At 65.3% G+C, this 17,082-nt stretch carries 18 protein-coding genes; 7 read left to right on the plus strand and 11 right to left on the minus strand.

Annotation, left to right across the window (positions count from 1 at the left end; all coding sequences use genetic code 11):
• Window positions 1–110 precede the first annotated feature (110 nt).
• From ACO055_RS15385 to ACO055_RS15415, 7 genes are all read right to left on the minus strand, one after another.
• Window positions 111–1,388, minus strand: coding sequence for an efflux RND transporter periplasmic adaptor subunit (locus ACO055_RS15385; RefSeq protein ID WP_422059714.1), 1,278 nt, complete (start codon window positions 1,386–1,388; stop codon window positions 111–113).
• A gap of 5 nt (window positions 1,389–1,393) precedes the next feature.
• The gene (locus ACO055_RS15390) at window positions 1,394–1,798 is read right to left on the minus strand and encodes a hypothetical protein (protein ID WP_422059715.1); all 405 of its coding nucleotides are present in this window, start codon (window positions 1,796–1,798) and stop codon (window positions 1,394–1,396) included.
• A gap of 399 nt (window positions 1,799–2,197) precedes the next feature.
• Window positions 2,198–2,809: a TetR/AcrR family transcriptional regulator gene (locus ACO055_RS15395; protein ID WP_422059716.1), complete on the minus strand. Its 612-nt coding sequence runs from the start codon at window positions 2,807–2,809 to the stop codon at window positions 2,198–2,200.
• Between the two features lie 110 nt (window positions 2,810–2,919).
• Window positions 2,920–4,371: a S41 family peptidase gene (locus ACO055_RS15400; protein ID WP_422059717.1), complete on the minus strand. Its 1,452-nt coding sequence runs from the start codon at window positions 4,369–4,371 to the stop codon at window positions 2,920–2,922.
• A gap of 97 nt (window positions 4,372–4,468) precedes the next feature.
• Window positions 4,469–5,179: an RlmE family RNA methyltransferase gene (locus tag ACO055_RS15405; RefSeq protein ID WP_422059718.1), complete on the minus strand. Its 711-nt coding sequence runs from the start codon at window positions 5,177–5,179 to the stop codon at window positions 4,469–4,471.
• Window positions 5,176–6,279 (minus strand): Ppx/GppA family phosphatase, encoded by a 1,104-nt coding sequence (locus ACO055_RS15410; RefSeq protein ID WP_422059719.1) that lies wholly within the window; start codon window positions 6,277–6,279, stop codon window positions 5,176–5,178. The genes ACO055_RS15405 and ACO055_RS15410 overlap by 4 nt, the downstream gene beginning before the upstream one ends.
• 178 nt (window positions 6,280–6,457) lie before the next feature.
• Entirely contained in the window at window positions 6,458–6,862 is a 405-nt protein-coding gene (locus ACO055_RS15415) for a glycine zipper 2TM domain-containing protein (protein ID WP_422059720.1), read from the minus strand.
• 165 nt (window positions 6,863–7,027) lie between these two features.
• Between ACO055_RS15415 and ACO055_RS15420 the strand changes: the two genes are divergently transcribed.
• Window positions 7,028–8,038, plus strand: coding sequence for an esterase-like activity of phytase family protein (locus ACO055_RS15420; RefSeq protein ID WP_422059721.1), 1,011 nt, complete (start codon window positions 7,028–7,030; stop codon window positions 8,036–8,038).
• A 36-nt stretch (window positions 8,039–8,074) separates the two neighbouring features.
• On the opposite strand, the gene rpmB is transcribed toward ACO055_RS15420, so the two are convergent.
• Window positions 8,075–8,368 (minus strand): 50S ribosomal protein L28, encoded by a 294-nt coding sequence (gene rpmB / locus ACO055_RS15425; RefSeq protein WP_422059722.1) that lies wholly within the window; start codon window positions 8,366–8,368, stop codon window positions 8,075–8,077.
• A 131-nt stretch (window positions 8,369–8,499) separates the two neighbouring features.
• On the opposite strand from rpmB, the gene tadA reads away from it, so the two are divergent.
• Window positions 8,500–8,955 (plus strand): tRNA adenosine(34) deaminase TadA, encoded by a 456-nt coding sequence (gene tadA / locus ACO055_RS15430; protein ID WP_422059723.1) that lies wholly within the window; start codon window positions 8,500–8,502, stop codon window positions 8,953–8,955.
• A gap of 350 nt (window positions 8,956–9,305) precedes the next feature.
• On the opposite strand, the gene ACO055_RS15435 is transcribed toward tadA, so the two are convergent.
• Window positions 9,306–10,022, minus strand: a complete 717-nt coding sequence (locus ACO055_RS15435) for an NAD-dependent deacylase (protein ID WP_422059724.1) — start codon at window positions 10,020–10,022, stop codon at window positions 9,306–9,308.
• A gap of 126 nt (window positions 10,023–10,148) precedes the next feature.
• Here ACO055_RS15435 and dapB point away from each other — a divergent pair, with 126 nt between their 5' ends.
• From dapB to nth, 3 genes are read left to right on the plus strand one after another with little or no spacing between them, the layout of a single operon-like run.
• On the plus strand, window positions 10,149–10,874 hold the full coding sequence (dapB, locus tag ACO055_RS15440) for a 4-hydroxy-tetrahydrodipicolinate reductase (protein ID WP_422059725.1): 726 nt from the start codon (window positions 10,149–10,151) through the stop codon (window positions 10,872–10,874).
• Between the two features lie 49 nt (window positions 10,875–10,923).
• Complete coding sequence (locus ACO055_RS15445; protein ID WP_422059726.1) at window positions 10,924–12,102, plus strand: M48 family metallopeptidase; 1,179 nt, start codon at window positions 10,924–10,926, stop codon at window positions 12,100–12,102.
• Window positions 12,099–12,755 carry an endonuclease III gene (gene nth / locus ACO055_RS15450; protein WP_422059727.1) on the plus strand — a complete coding sequence of 219 codons (657 nt, stop codon included), beginning with the start codon at window positions 12,099–12,101 and terminating at the stop codon, window positions 12,753–12,755. Before ACO055_RS15445 ends, nth begins: the two co-directional genes overlap by 4 nt.
• Window positions 12,756–12,817: 62 nt before the next feature.
• Here the strand turns inward: nth and ACO055_RS15455 are convergent, their stop codons facing one another.
• Window positions 12,818–13,222, minus strand: a complete 405-nt coding sequence (locus tag ACO055_RS15455) for a hypothetical protein (RefSeq protein WP_422059728.1) — start codon at window positions 13,220–13,222, stop codon at window positions 12,818–12,820.
• An 11-nt stretch (window positions 13,223–13,233) separates the two neighbouring features.
• Here ACO055_RS15455 and ACO055_RS15460 point away from each other — a divergent pair, with 11 nt between their 5' ends.
• Window positions 13,234–14,607, plus strand: coding sequence for a M20/M25/M40 family metallo-hydrolase (locus ACO055_RS15460; RefSeq protein ID WP_422059729.1), 1,374 nt, complete (start codon window positions 13,234–13,236; stop codon window positions 14,605–14,607).
• Between the two features lie 622 nt (window positions 14,608–15,229).
• Here ACO055_RS15460 and ACO055_RS15465 read toward each other — a convergent pair.
• On the minus strand, window positions 15,230–15,823 hold the full coding sequence (locus tag ACO055_RS15465) for a TetR/AcrR family transcriptional regulator (RefSeq protein WP_422059730.1): 594 nt from the start codon (window positions 15,821–15,823) through the stop codon (window positions 15,230–15,232).
• Window positions 15,824–15,856: 33 nt separating this feature from the next.
• On the opposite strand from ACO055_RS15465, the gene ACO055_RS15470 reads away from it, so the two are divergent.
• Window positions 15,857–17,035 carry an aromatic ring-hydroxylating oxygenase subunit alpha gene (locus ACO055_RS15470; protein WP_422059731.1) on the plus strand — a complete coding sequence of 393 codons (1,179 nt, stop codon included), beginning with the start codon at window positions 15,857–15,859 and terminating at the stop codon, window positions 17,033–17,035.
• The last annotated feature ends 47 nt before the right edge of the window (window positions 17,036–17,082 follow it).

Genomic DNA, 17,082 nt, shown 5'->3' on the forward strand with positions numbered 1-17,082 from the left:
CTTGCGGGAGGGGGAGCGAGGCTTGCGAGCTTGCTCGCTAGCCGCAGCGGGGAGGGTGCCAGGCGGACAGGCCCTCCCCGAACCCCTCCCCGAAGGGAGGGGTTTCAACGTCAGCGCGCGAAGGTCGCCTCACCGATCAGCGCCGTCGACGGCGGTGCTGCTTCGGTCACGGTCGGCGCAATCTTGCCCGCACGCGTCTGCACCTTCGTTCCGGGCTGCGCGAGCTGGGTACCGGTGATCACGATACGATCGGTCGCCGTCACGCCGCCGCGCACGACGCGCAGGCCGTCGACGACAGGGCCGAGCTGGACCTCGCGCACCGCGACCTGGCCGTCCTTGCCGACGACGAGCACGGTCTTGCGCGCCTGGTCGGTCTGCACCGCCGAGTCGGGCACGAGCAGCGCGCGTTCCCTGGCGCCGCTCGACAGCCGCATGTTGCCGAACATGCCAGGCGACAGGAACAGGTCGGGGTTCGCGATCACCGCGCGTCCGCGGATCGTCCCCGAACGGGGGTCGATGCTGTTGTCGGTGAAGTCCAGCTTGCCGGTCCGACTGAAGCTGGTCTCGTCCTGCAGCTTGACCTGAACGGCGGAGCCCTTGGCGCCCTCTTCCTGCGCGCGCTTCGCTTTCAGGAACAGACCTTCGGAGCCGTTGAAGCTGAAATAGATCGGGTCGAGCGCGTTGATCGTGGTGAGCAGGCTGCCCGCTGATCCTTCGCCTGCGGCGACGAGATTGCCTGCGTCAACGCGGCGGTCAGAGATACGGCCGCTGATCGGGGCGCGCACCTGCGTGAACTCCATGTCGAGCGCGCGCGAGCGGACGCGGGCGTCGGCAGCGGCGAGCGCGGCCGACGCCGCGCGGACCTTGGCGTTCAGCTGGTCGAGGTCGCTCTGCGACACCGCATCTTCTGCAATGAGCCGGTTGGCGCGGGCCAGATTGGTTTGCGCCAGCGCGAGGTCGCTGCGTGCGCTCGCCGCATCGGCGCGCGCTTCGGCGAGCGATGCGGCGAACGGCCGCGGGTCGATCGAGAAGAGCAGCTGGCCTTTGCGGACGATCTGTCCGTCGGTGAAGTGGACGCCAACGAGTTGGCCAGAGATGCGCGGGCGCACCTCGACCGAATTCACCGCTTCGAAGCGGCCGACATAATCGTCCCATTCGTTGATGTCGCGCATCAGCGGCGCGGCGACCGTGACGACGGGGGTCGGCGGCGCGGCGTTCGCCGGCGCCTCGCGATGGGTAATGCCCCAGCCGGCCGCGACCAGCAGCACGACGGGAAGGCCGACTTTCAGGCCGCGGCTCTGCCAGCGGCGCTGCGCAATATCATTCGGGGTGGGAACGAGGGCGGCTTCTGCCGTCTCCTCGCCCCGGATCGGGGAGAGCATGTTCATGGATCTTACTTTCGGAAGAGGCGAGTGATGTGCACTTCGGCAACGCGCTTGCCGAGGAGTTCATAATGGTCGTCGCTGAAGCCCGCGGCGAAGAAATCGTGAATCTCGTGCTTCGGCACCGAATAGCTGTGGTGCCAGGTCAGCACCGCCATGCGGCGCAGCGCTTCCAGCTTCGGGTCGGCAAGGCGGCGGTTGAAGCCATCGCCAAAAATGCGTCCCAGAAATTTCTGGAAGCGCCCCGGCTCGCGCAGGCTCGAAGGCCGGTCGTGACGCGCAAGCATCACGACCGACCACTCGAGCGCCGAGAAGCCGGCGGGAATATCGGCTTTCGGCGCCGCGGGGGCGAAGTGCTTGGGGGTTGCGGCGGCAATGGCGCTGGCGAACTGGTCGTTGAGTGCAAGATAAGCCATGATCGGTCCTCCTGGAGCGGTGGTCGGTAAGGGGGTGCCGGGCGAGGGGGCGCATGCCCCGGGGACACTCGCGCCCGGCGAGGGGAGATTCTGGATGCAGAGAACCACCTGCCGCCCACGGGGCGCCAGCGTCTCGTTCCGGAAAATGTTAAGGTCGGACTAGGAAACTAGCCCGGGGTGCAATGGCAGTGGCGCATCGGCGTTTCCCTTCGCTTTCGGCGGCGGGCTGGAGCGCCCTGACCATCTGTACTAAGCGGTATATAAACCCGCCGTTCATCTTGTCAAGGAGTTTTGTACCGATCGGTATCGAAAAATTCTCGGCGACGATATTCTTGTCTTTTCATCAAACCGACTGGATCCGGGATCGGTCGGATTAGGCGGCTGACGTCGATGCGTGCGTCACTTGCTCGGCCACAGCGCAAGGCTGGTGTCGACAAGCTTCTCGAGCTCGGCGCGCGACGCGCCGGCGCCGGCCTGCACGGTGATCCCTTGCAGGATCGCATAAAGAAAGCTGGTGAGGCCCGCGGCGTCGATATGCGCGGGCAGGTCGCCCTCGCGCTTCGCCTGCTCGAAACGCTCCACGAGCGCGCGCTGCGATGAGGCGCGGCGGTTGATTACGTCGGCCTTGATCGACTCGGCTTCCGGACTGCACGCGAGCGAACTCATCAGCCCCATGCAGCCTTGCGGCTCGCCTTCGGCGGCATGTACATCGACGCCGCCGCGCAGATAATATTCGGCGACGCTGCGCGCCGTCGGCTGTTGCAGCGCGCTGCGCGTATATTCGAGCTTTTCGGACTCATAAAGGTCCAACGCCTTGTGAAACAAGGCTTCCTTGTTGCCAAAGGCGGCATAGAGGCTGGGCTTGGTGATCCCCATTGCTTCGGTCAGATCGGCCATCGACGCGCCATCATAGCCCTTCGCCCAGAAGACGTGCAGAGCTTCGGCCAGCGCCTGGTCGACACAGAATTCGCGAGGGCGCCCTTTGACAGGGGTGGCTGTTTCGATTTCCATAACGGGCGGTATATAATGGAGCGGCGAAAAATGTCTAGGGGCGTGGTGGTGGGGCGTCCGATCGAGCGGATTGGCGGGTCGCGAGCGGTGTTCGCCGCCAACAACCCCCGTCAGAACAGGCCCGGCAACTCGCGCTGCGCGGCACGCGGTTGTTCGGACACCAGCATTTCGGGCTTGGCGGTCGTGCGGTTGCCAAGGCTCTGCGCTGACAGACCCGACGTATCGGCGATCCGCGTCGTACAGGCGTTGCCGGCCAGAAAGTCGATGGCCGAACGAACGGATGCTTCGCGCGCATCGCCAAGCGGCAACGTCAGATCGTCTGCCGCCGCGCAGCTGTTCGCGATCTTAGGCGCGAGGCCGCTGTAATAATCGCTCTGGCCGGTCGCATTACCGGTGGCGAATGCGATGACGCGGATGCGGTCGTCGCATTCGGCCTTGTCGAGTGCGATCTGGCCGACCGGCTTGCCATAGGTGTTGCTGCCGACCAGCGTCATGTTGGTACCCAGATAAGGCAGCATGCCGTTGATCACCAGCTCGCTGGCCGATGCGGTCGATCCGGTGCCGATGAAAGCGATACGCGTGGGCGCGATCGATTCGGGTTGAGTGGTGAAGAAGTGGCGATCGTTCTCGGCCGATTTCGACGGGCGGAAATTGGTCTGCGAGAAAAGCTCCGACGAGGTGCGGTTGCGGCCGAGGAGGTCGCCGAACAGCTCTGCCGTCGAAACGAGTCCGCCGCCGTTGTAGCGCAGGTCGACAATGACGTTGGTGACGCCCTGATTGCGAAAATTCAGGAACGCCGCGCGCAGCTGCGGGTTCGCCGAACTGATGAAGGTGCGCAGGTTGAGATAGCCATAGCTGCGGCCGCCATCGGTAATGATCTTGGCGCCATAGCGGTCCGAAATCGGATCGAGGTCGTAGTTGGCCTTTGTCACCGTCACGTCGCGGCTTCCCGCAGAATCGACGACGCGGAGCACGCGCGACACGCCGGGGTCGCTCGGTCCCAGCGCGCTTGTGATGCCGGCCGTGCCTTCGGCCGCGACGATCGCGGCAACCGTGCGCATATTGCTCGCGCTGGTGCCGATCGCGGTGATCCGCGAGCCGCGGTCGATTCCCGCTGCGAAGGCCGGCGCATTTTCATAGGCTTCGGCGATGATGACCGACTGGCTGACGGGATCATAGCTTATCCGGACCCCGAAACCCGCGCTTGACCCGCTGTTGAAGAAGGCATTCTCCTCGGCGATCGACGTGATGTATGTGAAAAAACGGTCCTTGTTCAGCGCCCGCGCCGGCGCGACGAGCGCGTCGATATAGGTCTGCACGTCGGTGAAACTGGCGGGATTGACGCCGCTCGCGACGTCGCTCGGGAATAGATACCATTCGTCGATCACGGACTTGGCGAACGCCTGTCGCGTTGCCAGGCCGCAGCCGGCGGTCGGTGTGGGAGTCGGTGTGGGTGTCGGCGTGACGGTGACGGGACCGCCGCCGCCCGAACCGCCGCCACCGCCGCCGCACGAAGCAAGCAGCAAAGACAGGATAGTCAGCGACGCAACGCCAGCACGCATAAAATTTCCCCGGCAATCAAACTGGATCGACTGATAGGCAGTTGACGCTGAATTGAAAATGAAGAAGCGCGCGTCGCAATCGCTGACGCTTTTTTCTTCAGCCAGCGGGCTCGGTGCCGCCGCGTCCCTTGAAACCCTGTGCAACCACATAGAGTTCGGGCGACCCCTTGCGGCTTGCAGGCGGTTTCGCGTGTTTTACGCTGGTGAAATTGCGCTTGAGGACCATCAACAGCTCGCGGTCGGCGCCCCCGGCGAAAACCTTGGCAATGAAAACGCCGCCAGGTTGCAGCGTCTGCACCGCGAAATCGGCGGCGGTCTCGGCAAGGCCGATGGTGCGCAGGTGATCTGTCTGGGGATGGCCAACGGTGTTCGCGGCCATGTCCGAAATGACGAGGTCGGGCGCGCTGCCCAACGCTTCGATCAGGGCATCGGGTGCGGCATCGTCCATGAAGTCCATCTCGAGGATGGCGACGCCCTCGATCGGTTCGCACGCAAGCAGATCGATCCCGACGATTCGCGCGCGCGGATTGACCTTGCGCGTGACTTGCGACCAGCCGCCGGGTGTGATGCCCAGGTCGACGACCGCGCGCGCTTTCTTGAGGAACCCGAATTTCTCGTCGAGCTCGATGAGCTTGTAGGCAGCGCGCGAGCGATAGCCCTCCGCCTGGGCGCGGCGGACATAGGGATCGTTGAGCTGCCGTTGCAGCCAGCGCGTCGACGACACGCTGCGCTTGCGCGCCGTCTTCACGCGAACGTGCAACCCGCCGCGTCCGCTGCCGGCGCCGCTCTTTTTTCCGCCGCCGGTCATTTTCGATGCTCGCGCCGTGTTACGGGAACGTCGCGGCCCTGCATTGCAAGCGTGCGCAAAATGCCTTCGCGGATCCCCCGATCGGCAACCCCGACGCGCGCCGCGGGCCACAGGTCGATGATGCTTTCGAGGATCGCGCAGCCCGCGACGACCAGGTCGGCGCGTTCGCGACCGATGCATCCGATTTCGGCGCGGGCCTCGATGCTCGCTTCGGCGAGGCGGCGGCTGATGTCGCGCATCGCGTCCGACGGCACAACCAGGCCGTCGACCGCGCGCCGGTCATACCGCGGCAGGTCGAGAAAGACGCTCGCCAGCGTCGTTACGGTGCCGCTCGTGCCGAGCAGGCGCAGCGGCTGCCCGGCAAAACGCTCGGCGCGGCCGGCGAAAGCGGCAAAGGCCTCGCGCGTCACCTCGCGCATATGGGCATAGCAGGCCTGGCGCGCGCCGAGACTGTCTTCGGCCGCGACCGCATGCTCGGTCAGCGACACGACCCCCCACGGCACGCTGACCCAGTCGTGGATCTTCACATCATGGTCGGACACATCGACGTGCATCAATTCGGTCGATCCGCCGCCGATGTCGAAGATCAGCGCCGGGCCGTCGCCGGGTTCCATCAGATTGTGGCAGCCCAGCGCCGCGAGTCGCGCCTCTTCGGCGGCCGAAATAATGTCGAGCACGATGCCCGTTTCGCGTTTGACCCGCGCTGCGAGTTCGGTGCCGTTCGACGCGCGGCGGCACGCCTCGGTGGCGACTGCGCGCGACAGGCTGACGTGGCGGCGGCGCAGCTTGTCGGCGCAAATCGCCAGCGCGGCGACGGTGCGATCCATCGCGGCTTCGCTGATCTTTCCGGTGTGGTGCAGCCCTTCGCCCAGCCGCACGATGCGCGAAAAAGCGTCGATCACGACGAGTTCGCCATCCTGCGGCCGCGCAATCAGCAGCCGACAATTGTTCGTACCAAGATCGATGGCGGCGTAGCTGCGCGGCCGGACAACTGGACCGGGTCGCGCGGGCGCTCCGGCCCTTGTCTGTCCTGTCGCCGCCGACCCCGTTCTCGAACCTGGCTGCGGCGATCGCCCTGATGGCGCTGCCATTTGCCGCATGGCTATTGTGACCTGTCTTTTGTCTCACGCGCCCACAAATGCGCAGGCGTGCACTTGGGGCCGAGATTAGGCCGCATGCGGCGGGATGGCAACCCCGCGGCCGGGACAGAAAAACCCCGCCCGGCGCGTGCCGGACGGGGTCAAAGAGGCAGGAACTTTATTGGGGTTCGGGTCTGCCTTAACGGCGGCAGCCGTCATTACCCTTATCGATCGCGCGGCCAGCAATGGCGCCGACAGCGCCGCCGATGATCGTGCCGACCGTGCGGTCGCCACGGCCCGCGATTTCATGACCGGCCAGACCACCGGCAATCGCGCCGATCACGGTGCCGCCGGTGCCATTGTCGCACTGGCGATAGTCGCGGCGATCATTGCGATAATAATTGCGCTCGTTGCGGTAATCGCGGCGATTGTCGCGGCGATAATCCCCGCGACGATCATAGCGGCGGTCGTCGCGATCGTAGCGGACATAATTGGTCTCGTAGCCGCCGTTATAGTATCCCTGCTGGGCTGCTGCGGGCGCTGCTACGCCCAGCGTCGCGGTGGACATCAGGGCGGCGAGCGAGAGAGTCATCATCTTGTTCATCGTCATTCTCCTACTTCGTCGTTCTGCCCGGTTGGGCGTCGGGTCGATGAGGCGGTTATGGGGCCGCTGCATTGAGCGAAGCCTGAACATGACTGTTGGCTGAGGTTCAGCTTCCGCGTCCTTCGCGCTTGCGCATGCAGGCGCCATCGCCCTATCGCCTCGCCGATGCGCCGGGCCCTTGCCGCCATTCTGATCTTCCTCTCGGTCGGCCTTGCGCCGGGTACCGACCAGCGACTGACGAAAGTCGACAAAAGTTCGCAGCGGATCACGGCGAGCGCGCTCGATGATCCGGCGGCCCGGAAGGGCATGCTGCGCTTCGTCCGCGGCTGGCGGCTCGAAAGCCCGAACCCGGCGTTTGGCGGCTTTTCGGCACTGGCCATCGTCGGCCCCGATCGATTCCAGCTTGCCAGCGACGGCGGCTATGGCGCGCGGCTGACGCTGCCGCCGGGCGGCCGGGTCGAAGACGCGCTTATCGCGCCGCTGCCTTCGCCAGGCCGACGCGCGAACAAAAAGTCCGCGGGCGATTTCGAGGCGATGGCGTTCGATCGGGCGAGCGGTGTGACCTGGGTCGCGCTCGAAGGGCGTAACCAGGTCTGGCGATTTGACGCTGCGCTGGCGCGCGTCGAATCGCGCGCTGTGCTGCCAAAGCCACGCTGGCCCGTGAATAGCGGGCCCGAAGCGATGGTGCGGCTCGCCGACGGCCGGACGCTGATCTTCTCCGAGGACGCCAGCGACGATCCGCGCGGGCGGGCGGCGCTGCTCTTTGCCGGCGATCCGGCGGTTCCCGGTGCGCGCGCGACGCGGTTCGTCTATGCGGACGAGGGGAAAGGACTGGTCAGCGATGCCGCAGCCTTGCCCGACGGGCGAATCCTGCTCGTCCACCGCAAGCTGGGGCTTCGCCCGGTGTTCACGACGATCCTTGCGATCGCCGATCCCGCCGATATCAGGCCCGGTGGCGTGATTCGCTCGCGCGCGATCGGCCGCGTGCCGGCGCCGCTTGCCGAAAATTATGAAGGCGCGGCGGTCGAGGTGCGCGGCGGCCGGACGTTCCTCTGGCTCGTCTCCGACGATAATTTCAACAGCTGGCAGCGCAGCCTGCTCATCGAGTTCGAGCTTGTCGGGCTGCCGCGGCGGCAATCCCCACGAACGGCGGACAGCAAAAAGGCGGCGCCGTAACCGGGCCGCCTCTTGCGATTCGACAAGCGTGAAAGCTTAGGCGGCCTTTTCGGCCAGCTTCTTCGTCACTTCCTTCTTCAGCTTGCGCGCCGAAGCCGACAGCTGGTCGTCGCCGGCCTTCAGCAGCCAATTGTCGAGGCCGCCATTATGCTCGACGGTGCGAAGGCCGTGCGTCGACACGCGCATCTTGAAGCCCTTGCCGAGCGCGTCCGACAGCAGCGTCACATTCTGCAGATTGGGCAGGAAGGTACGCTTGGTCTTGTTGTTGGCGTGGCTGACATTGTGGCCAACCTGGCGGCCCTTACCGGTCAGTTCGCAAATGCGCGACATGGTCTTCGTCCTCACAAAATCTGGGCGGCGTGCCGGTTGGCGCCAAAGGCACCGAAAGGACCGGGTGGGCCGGGAAAGGCGCGCGCTTATCGGCTTGCCGGAGATTCGTCAAGGGACTAGCGGGAAAAGCGATGTCGCAATTTCCGCTTCCCGAACCGATGCGCCGCGCGCTCGACCTAGCAAAAGCTGCCGCCGAGGCGGGCGAAGTGCCCGTCGGCGCGGTCATCGTCAAGGAAGGCGCGATCATCGCCGAGGGGCATAATGCCCCGCGCGAATCGCACGACCCGACCGCCCATGCCGAAATCGTCGCGATTCGCGCCGCCGCTGCCGCACTCGGCAACGAGCGGCTCGACGGCTGCGACCTCTATGTGACGCTGGAACCCTGCGCGATGTGCGCCGGCGCGATCGCCCACGCCCGTATCGCGCGACTCTATTATGGCGCCGACGATCCGAAGGGCGGGGCGGTCGTCCACGGCCCGCGTATCTTCGCGCAACCGACGGTGCATCATCGGCCCGAGGTTTACGACGGCATCGGCGAGAGCGAGGCGGCGGCGCTCCTCAGGGATTTCTTCGCGGCGCGGCGCTGAATACAGAGGTCTGCTTTGTGGAAGAAAACCGACGTTTTTGCACCAAAGTTCAGTAAAGTTCAGCCCTATAGCGTATCCCCGATCAGCTTCTGCCGCGGGCCGGACGCACGAGGCCGCGACCGCTCGCGTAAACCGGGCGGCAACCGTTGTGATAGACCGGGAGAAAGAGCCGGGATCGACGCTGACATAGCCGGATATTGTAGGAAAGGCCTTTTTGGGGCGTCGGCTTTGGGGTGGGAGCGGTCATCTCCACCGTCGTCATGGAACCCGGATCCAGTCCGGGATGACGAGGAGAGATATGTCCTCCCCATCGCTGCGCGACAGGGAGGGTCAACGGCCGCTTTTGGTCGTTACCTGCCGCCGTTGCTGCCCAGTATCTCGTCCACCCACGCCGGCACCAGCTCGGTCGCAGGGCCATGGCGCGCCTCGTCGAACCAATGGCTCCCCTGGCTCGGCTCCATATTGAGTTCGAGCGTCCGTGCGCCCGACGCCCGCGCTTCGCGGACGAAGCCCGCGGCTGGATAGACCGCGCCCGAGGTGCCGAGCGACACGAACAGGTCGGCGCGGTTCAGCGCGTGATAGATTTCGTCCATCCGGTACGGCATTTCGCCGAACCAGACGATGTCGGGGCGCAGCGTTCCTGCGGCGCCGCAACCGGGGCAGGTGGGTCGGTCGAGCAACGGCCCGGTCCAGGGCATCCGGGCATCGCAGACGGTGCACCAGGCATTCAGATGCTCGCCATGCATATGGATCAGCCGCTTTGCGCCCGCGCGCTCGTGCAAATCGTCGACATTCTGGGTGACGATCAGCAGTTCGCCCGGCCACGCGGCATCGAGCCGCGCCAGTGCCTCGTGCGCGGCGTTCGGGGCCTTGGTCTGGATCGCTTCGCGGCGCATGTCGTAAAAGCGCAGCACCAGGTCGGGATCGCGCGCAAAGGCTTCGGGGGTCGCGACATCCTCGACGCGGTGCTGCTCCCACAGACCGCCCGCGTCGCGAAAGGTGTCGATGCCGCTTTCGGCCGAAACCCCGGCGCCGGTCAGGATCACGATGTTTCTGATGTCGATCATGCCCCCTCATATCCGCCCGCATCGAGAGAAGTCGAGATGTCCGTCGGCGTCGGCCCAATCTCGCGGGGTGTCTCGACTTCGCTCGACACGACCGGCTAAAGGGGGCGGGCAAACAGGGGACGGCATATGACCAGCATCGGCATTATCGGCAGCGAAGGGCGGATGGGCGTCGCGCTCGCCGCTGCCATCGCCGAAGCGGGCGGTCGCGGCTGCGGCGTCGACAAGGGCGGGAACATTCTGAAGCTCGCGAGCGAAAGCGACGTTATCGTCGATTTCTCTTCGCCGGTTGCGCTCGAATCGACGCTTGACGCGTGCGTCGCTGCGCAGAAGCCGATCGTCATCGGCACGACGGGCCTCGAAGAGCGGCATCATTATCTGATCGACGACGCGGCGGCGGACATCGCGGTTCTCCAGACCGGCAATACCTCGCTCGGCGTGACCTTGCTCGCGCATCTGGTGCGCGAAGCGGCGGCGCGGCTCGATGCCGACTGGGACATCGAAATTCTCGAAATGCACCACAACCGAAAGGTCGACGCGCCCAGCGGAACGGCGTTGCTGCTGGGGCAGGCGGCTGCGGAAGGTCGCGGTATAGATCTCACGACAGGCTCCGAACGCGGCCGCGACGGGCTCACCGGCGCGCGCGCGCGCGGCAAGATCGGCTTTGCATCGCTGCGGGGCGGCACCGTCGCCGGCGATCATGATGTGATCTTCGCGGGACCCGAGGAGATGATCACGCTCGCGCACCGCGCCGAAAATCGCATGATCTTCGCGCGGGGCGCCGTCCGCGCCGCGCTGTGGCTGATCCATCAAACGCCCGGGCGCTATACGATGCCGCAAGTTTTGGGGCTTTGATTGCCGCCGCGAACGTGTATTATAAACATAATACAGCTGGAGGATTGCCATGAGTTTCGACCCCGCCGCCGCAACCAAAGCCTATGTCGACAGCCTTGGCCCCGCCGCGCTCGCCAAGGCCGAGGCCTATACGACCGGAAATGAATGGCTGCTGCTTGCGGGACTGATCGTCTCGGCGATCGTCACCTTCATCTTCGTGCGGCTGCGCCTTCTCGACCGGCTCGACGCGCGGCTCGCGAAGCGCGGCTGGGCGCTGCGCACCTGGCTGATTTCTGCCGCCTTCTTTCTGATCGCCGCGATCGTGACGCTGCCATGGGACATATACGAGGACTGGTGGCGCGAGACCGCCTATGGCCGCACCGGCCAGCCGCTCGGCGACTGGCTCGGTCAATCGGCGATCTCGACGGTCATCACCGCGATCTTCGCGGGGCTGTTCTTCCTTGGCGTCTATGCGCTGATCCGCCGCACCGGCAAGCGCTGGTGGATCTGGTCGGGCGCGCTGGCGGCGGTTGCCGTTTCGGCGATGCTGCTCGTGTCGCCGATCCTAATCGAGCCATTGTTCAACAATTACAAGCCCGTGCCCCCCGGCCCGGTGCGCGACGCGCTCGTCGAAATGGCGGCAAAGGCCGACATCCCCGCCGACCGTATCTTCCTGTTCGACGGCTCGCGCCAGTCGAACAATTTCACCGCCAACGTCTCGGGCCTCGGCCATTCGGCGCGGATCGCGATTTCGGACGTCGCGATCGGCAAGGCGTCGCTCGACGAGGTTCGCGCGGTCACAGGGCACGAGATCGGCCATTATGTCGGCGGGCATATCTGGCGGATGATCATTGTCTTCGCCGCGCTCGCGGCGCTGCTCTTTTTCCTGGCCGACCGCTTCTATCCGCGATTTGCGCGGGCTTTCGGCAGCGATGCGACGATCGGAGAGGCGCGCGGACTTCCCGTCCTGATGTTCTTCGTGTCGTTCTTCGCGCTGCTTGCGACCCCGGTGATCAACACGCTGATCCGCATCGACGAGAGCGAGGCCGATCTCTATTCGCACCGCACCGAAAATCTTCCCGACGCCTTTGCGACGGCGCTGGTCAAGACCGCCGAATATCGCAGCCCGCGCCCGGGCGCGATCGAGGAAATCATCTTTTACGACCATCCCTCGGTCGAACGGCGCGTGCGCGTAGCGATGGACTGGAAGGCGGCGCACCCGGCGAACGCGCCCGAAAAGGCGAAATGAAGAAAGCCGATATCTTCGAATTCTACCGACGCCTGGCCGAGCTGAACCCCAGCCCCGAGACCGAGCTGGAATATGGCAACATCTATCAGCTGCTCGTCGCGGTCGTGCTGTCGGCGCAGGCGACCGATGTCGGGGTGAACAAGGCGACGCGGAAGCTGTTTCAGGACGTGACGACGCCGCAGGCGATGCTCGACCTTGGCGAGGATGGGCTGAAACAGCATATCAAGACGATCGGGCTGTTCAACGGCAAGGCGAAGAATGTCATTGCGCTGAGCGAGATTCTGGTGCGCGACTTCGGCGGCAACGTGCCCGCCGACCGCGACACGCTGGTCGCACTGCCGGGGGTCGGGCGCAAGACCGCCAATGTCGTGATGAACTGCGCCTTCGGGGCGGAAACCTTTGCGGTCGACACGCACATCTTCCGCGTCGGCAACCGCGTCGGGCTGGCGCCCGGCAAAACGGTGCTCGCGGTCGAAAAGCAGCTCGAAAAGAATACGCCGCAGCCATTCCGGATCGGCGCGCATCACTGGCTGATCCTTCACGGCCGCTATATCTGCAAGGCGCGCACGCCCGAATGCTGGCGTTGCCCGGTCGAGGATCTGTGCCGGTACCGGCCGAAGACCGCGGCGCCGAAGGCGAAGAAGGCCGCCTGATCCGTTGCGGCATGAACGGACTGCCAGGGGGCGGGGAGTGGACGTTCGCTTTTCGTCTTTCGTCATCGCGGACCTGGTCCGGGGTCCGCGACGGCGGCGCGGCATGGATCCCGGATCAAGTCCGGGATGACGAGGAACGAAAAGTCCGGGATGATGGGGACAGACAAGTCCGGGATAACGATGAACGACAGGTCCGGGATGACGGGGACAGACAAGTCCGGGATGACGATGAACGACAGGTCCGGGATGACGGGGACAGACAAGTCCGGGATGACGAGGAACGACAGGTCCGGGTTGACGAGGGCAGACAAGCCCGGGATGACGGGGAACGACAAGTCCCGGATGACGAGGAAGGAAAGGTCAGCTTCCGGTGGTTGACGGCCTTTTCGCATCGGCCTTTCGGCCCCGCGGTCGTCGCTATCGCACGGGCGAAGATTGACGCTTGCCGTTTGCCTGTGACGCGCCATAGTCCGTTGCTATGCGCAACCTTACCGCTCCGTTCGCTCTCGCCGCCGCCTTGTTGGCCGCCGCGCCCGTCCACGCCAAACCCGCCGATACCGACGCAGCGAAGAAGATATTGAAGGACAGTATCGCGATCCCGACCGTCATGGGGCGCGGCAAGGTGCCCGAACTGGCGGCCTATTATGCGAGCGTGCTGAAAGCGGCGGGCTATGCGGACAGCGACATCGAAATCACCCCGATGGGCGAAACCGCAACCTTCGCCGCGACGCTGCAAGGCACCACCAAGCAAAAGCCGATCGTGCTGCTGGGCCATATGGATGTCGTCGAGGCCGATCCGAAGGACTGGACGCGCGACCCCTTTGTGCCGGTCGAGGAGGAAGGCTATATTTTCGGCCGCGGGTCGGAGGACAATAAGTTCGACGTCTCGATGATGGTCGCGACGATGGCGCAGCTCAGGAAGGACGGCTTCAAGCCGAAGCGCGCGATCATCCTGCTGCTGTCGGGCGACGAGGAAACCTCGATGACGACGACGCGCGCGCTTGCCGCGAAATACAAAGGCGCCGAGTTCGCGCTGAACGGCGACGGCGGCGGCGGGCTGATCGGCGAGGACGGCAAACCCAAATATTACGGGCTGCAGGCGGGCGAGAAGACCTATGCCGACTTCATCCTCGAAGTGACCAACCCCGGCGGGCACAGCTCGCGCCCGTCGGACACGAACGCGATCGTCCAGCTGTCGACCGCGCTCGCGAAGGTCGGCGCCTATCGCTTCACGCCGCAGCAGAACGAGCTGACGAAGGTCGGCATGCCGATCGTCGCCGATCAGGTCGGCGGCGACATCGGTGCAGCGCTCAGAGCCTTTGCCGCCAACCCGGCGGACGCGAAAGCCATCGCCGCGATCCGCGCCGATCCCGAATATGTCGGCCAGATCGGCACCACCTGCGTGCCGACGCTGGTCAAGGGCGGCCATGCCGAAAACGCGCTTCCCCAAAGGGCCACCGCGAACATCAACTGCCGCATCTTTCCCGGCGTGCCGGTCGAAACGGTGCGCGCCGAACTCGAAAAGGCCATCGCGGACCCCGCGGTCAAGGTGAACACCGATCCCGACGCGACCGCGAGCGATGCGTCGCCGCTGCGCCCCGACGTCGTCGCAGCGGTGACCAAGGCGGTGCATGCGCGCGCGCCCGGCCTGCCGATCATCCCGTCGATGAGCGCCGGCGCGACCGACAGCTATCATTTCCGTATCCAGGGCGTGCCGAGCTATGGCGTCGCGGGGCTGTTCAGCAAGGCGAGCGACAGCTTTGCGCACGGCCTGAACGAGCGGGTTCCGGTCGATGCCATAGCTCCCGCGCTGGCGCATTGGGACAGCCTGCTGCGCGATCTGTCGAAATAGCCCGATCAATCCTTCTCGCCTTGCGGGAGAAGGATTGAAGGCTTTGAGCGAAGCGAATGGGCCCTGGCGTTCGAGAGCCGAGGTTGCGTTCGCGCGCACTGGACCCCGGCCTTCGCCGGGGAGCACGTCAAGATCGTTTGCCCTCCGTCATGCTGAACTTGTTTCAGCATCCATGGCCTGACCTCTCCTTTCGCGCCGTGTCGCAGGAAACGGCAGGCCATGGATCCCGGATCAAGTCCGGGATGACGAGGCAATAAATGTCGCGTTCTGGTCGAAAGCGGGCATCGCTCCCTTCGTCATTCTGGCGAAAGCGCGAAGCTGGCGACCCAGCGTGTTCCCCGGCGAAGGCGGGGGCCCAGGGCGTTCGAGAGCCGGCGTTGCGTGCGCACGCTCTGGACCCCGGCCTTCGCCGGGGAGCACGTCGCGATCGTTTGCGATGGGTCGTTTGCCCTCCGTCATGCTGAACTTGTTTCAGCATCCATGGCCGGAGCTCTCCTTTCGCGCCGTGTCCAAGGAAACGGCAGGCCATGGATCCCGGATCAAGTCCGGGATGACGACAAAAGGGACGTCTTCGATTGGTTGGTAGCTGCCATTCCCCTCCGACCAGCATGGGGCGGCGTCGCTATTCGAGCAGCGCCTCGACTGCCCTCTCCACCATCGCGACCGCCGCCTCGGCGCCGAAGCTGGTCGAATCGAGCGACAGCTCGAGCCATAGCCCGTCGACCATTGCGGTGAGCATGATCGCGAGCCGCTCGGCATCGCGCGCGCCACAAGCGGTGAGCATTTCGCCGAGGCGGGCGCGATAGCCGGCGTAGCTGTCGGCGTGAATCCCCGCCATGCGCGTATCGTTTCGCGCGAGCGCCCAGAAGGCGGTCCACGCGCCGAGCAGTTCGGGATCGGTCACCGGGGGACGAAAGCTTGCGGTGAGGTACGCGGTCAGCCGCGTGCGCGGGTCGCTGCCCGCACCCTCGACCGCGGCGGCGAAAATCGCGTCCATGCGGTCGCTCGTCGCTTCGTAGGTCGCCGCGACCAGATCGTCGATGCCGCCGAAATAATGACGCAGCAGTCCAGGCGACACGCCTGCCTTTGCGCAGATCGCGCGAACATTCGTCCCCGCGAGCCCCTGTTCGGCGAGCACCGCCGTCGTCGCCTCGATCAGGTCTGCCCGGCGGGCGTCGGCGCTTTCGCGCGTAAAGGCTTGGCGAACGGCGGTCATGTTGTTATACATACGTACAACAAGGAACGAGACATGGCAACTGCACCCCTTCGCGATTCGAATCTCGACCCGCTCGATGGCTGGTCGTTGCCCGCCTGGACCTATAGCGATCCCGATTTCCATGCCGCTGAAATGGAACGCATCTTTCGCCCGAGCTGGCAGGTTGTCTGCCACGACAGCGACATCCCGAACGTCGGCGACTGGCATAGCATCGACTATTGCGGCGAGAGCGTGATCGTCGTGCGCGGTACCGACCGCCATGTGCGTGCGTTCACCAACGTCTGCCGCCACCGCGGCTCGCGCCTCGTCGATGGCGCCGCAGGTTGCGCCAAGAAACTCGTCTGCCCCTATCACGCCTGGACCTATGAACTCGACGGCCGGCTGACCGGCGTGCCCGACAGCGCCAGCTATCCGACGCTCGACAAGGGCAAGGCGGGGCTCGTTGCCGTCGGCCTCGAACAATGGCGCGGCTTCTGGTTCGTCCGGCTCGAGGACGACGGCGGCCCGTCGGTTGCATCGATGATGGCGCCGTATGAGGCGCAGGTCGCGCCCTATCGCTTCGAGGAACTCGGCGCGCTCGGTCGCGTCACGCTGCGCCCGCGCGCGGTGAACTGGAAGAATGTCGGCGACAATTATTCGGACGGACTCCACATTCCCGTCGCGCACCCCGGCCTGACGCGGCTGTTCGGCAAGAGCTATGGCGTCGAGGCCGAGGACCGCGTCGACCGCATGTGGGGCGACCTGATCGACCGGCCGTCGGTCAACTGGTCGGAGCGCATGTACCAGCGGCTGTTGCCGCCGGTGCCGCACCTGCCCCGGGACAAGCAGCGCCACTGGCTGTATTTCAAGCTGTGGCCGAATGTCGCGTTCGACATCTATCCCGACCAGGTCGATTTCATGCAGTGGCTGCCGACCGGTCCGACGACGTGCCTGATCCGCGAAATCAGCTATGTGCTTCCCGATGCCTATACGGGAGAATGGCGCCGCGAGATGAAGGCCGCGCGCTATCTGAACTGGCGGATCAACCGCCAGGTCAACGCCGAAGACACCGAGCTGATCACGCGCGTCCAGCAGGGGATGCAGTCGAAAAGCTTCACCATGGGGCCGCTCAGCGACAAGGAAGTCTGCCTCAAGCATTTCTGTTCGCGGATACGCGCGATCATCCCCGAAGCGCGGCAGGACCATGCTCCGCCGCCGGGGTGGAGCAGGTAAAGCGCCCCTCTCGCTTGCGGGAGGGGCCAGGGGAGGGCCTGTTCCCT

Origin of the sequence: Sphingopyxis sp., assembly GCF_965227415.1 — a bacterium.
In the GTDB taxonomy this organism is placed as follows: Bacteria; Pseudomonadota; Alphaproteobacteria; order Sphingomonadales; family Sphingomonadaceae; genus Sphingopyxis.

Coding starts and splice junctions, on each gene's coding strand:
- ACO055_RS15385 (WP_422059714.1), bottom strand. CDS start 1,388: ATGAACATGCTCTCCCCGATCCGGGGCGAGGAGACGGCAGAAGCCGCC.
- ACO055_RS15390 (WP_422059715.1), bottom strand. CDS start 1,798: ATGGCTTATCTTGCACTCAACGACCAGTTCGCCAGCGCCATTGCCGCC.
- ACO055_RS15395 (WP_422059716.1), bottom strand. CDS start 2,809: ATGGAAATCGAAACAGCCACCCCTGTCAAAGGGCGCCCTCGCGAATTC.
- ACO055_RS15400 (WP_422059717.1), bottom strand. CDS start 4,371: ATGCGTGCTGGCGTTGCGTCGCTGACTATCCTGTCTTTGCTGCTTGCT.
- ACO055_RS15405 (WP_422059718.1), bottom strand. CDS start 5,179: ATGACCGGCGGCGGAAAAAAGAGCGGCGCCGGCAGCGGACGCGGCGGG.
- ACO055_RS15410 (WP_422059719.1), bottom strand. CDS start 6,279: ATGCGGCAAATGGCAGCGCCATCAGGGCGATCGCCGCAGCCAGGTTCG.
- ACO055_RS15415 (WP_422059720.1), bottom strand. CDS start 6,862: ATGAACAAGATGATGACTCTCTCGCTCGCCGCCCTGATGTCCACCGCG.
- ACO055_RS15420 (WP_422059721.1), top strand. CDS start 7,028: ATGCGCCGGGCCCTTGCCGCCATTCTGATCTTCCTCTCGGTCGGCCTT.
- rpmB (WP_422059722.1), bottom strand. CDS start 8,368: ATGTCGCGCATTTGCGAACTGACCGGTAAGGGCCGCCAGGTTGGCCAC.
- tadA (WP_422059723.1), top strand. CDS start 8,500: ATGTCGCAATTTCCGCTTCCCGAACCGATGCGCCGCGCGCTCGACCTA.
- ACO055_RS15435 (WP_422059724.1), bottom strand. CDS start 10,022: ATGATCGACATCAGAAACATCGTGATCCTGACCGGCGCCGGGGTTTCG.
- dapB (WP_422059725.1), top strand. CDS start 10,149: ATGACCAGCATCGGCATTATCGGCAGCGAAGGGCGGATGGGCGTCGCG.
- ACO055_RS15445 (WP_422059726.1), top strand. CDS start 10,924: ATGAGTTTCGACCCCGCCGCCGCAACCAAAGCCTATGTCGACAGCCTT.
- nth (WP_422059727.1), top strand. CDS start 12,099: ATGAAGAAAGCCGATATCTTCGAATTCTACCGACGCCTGGCCGAGCTG.
- ACO055_RS15455 (WP_422059728.1), bottom strand. CDS start 13,222: ATGGCGCGTCACAGGCAAACGGCAAGCGTCAATCTTCGCCCGTGCGAT.
- ACO055_RS15460 (WP_422059729.1), top strand. CDS start 13,234: ATGCGCAACCTTACCGCTCCGTTCGCTCTCGCCGCCGCCTTGTTGGCC.
- ACO055_RS15465 (WP_422059730.1), bottom strand. CDS start 15,823: ATGACCGCCGTTCGCCAAGCCTTTACGCGCGAAAGCGCCGACGCCCGC.
- ACO055_RS15470 (WP_422059731.1), top strand. CDS start 15,857: ATGGCAACTGCACCCCTTCGCGATTCGAATCTCGACCCGCTCGATGGC.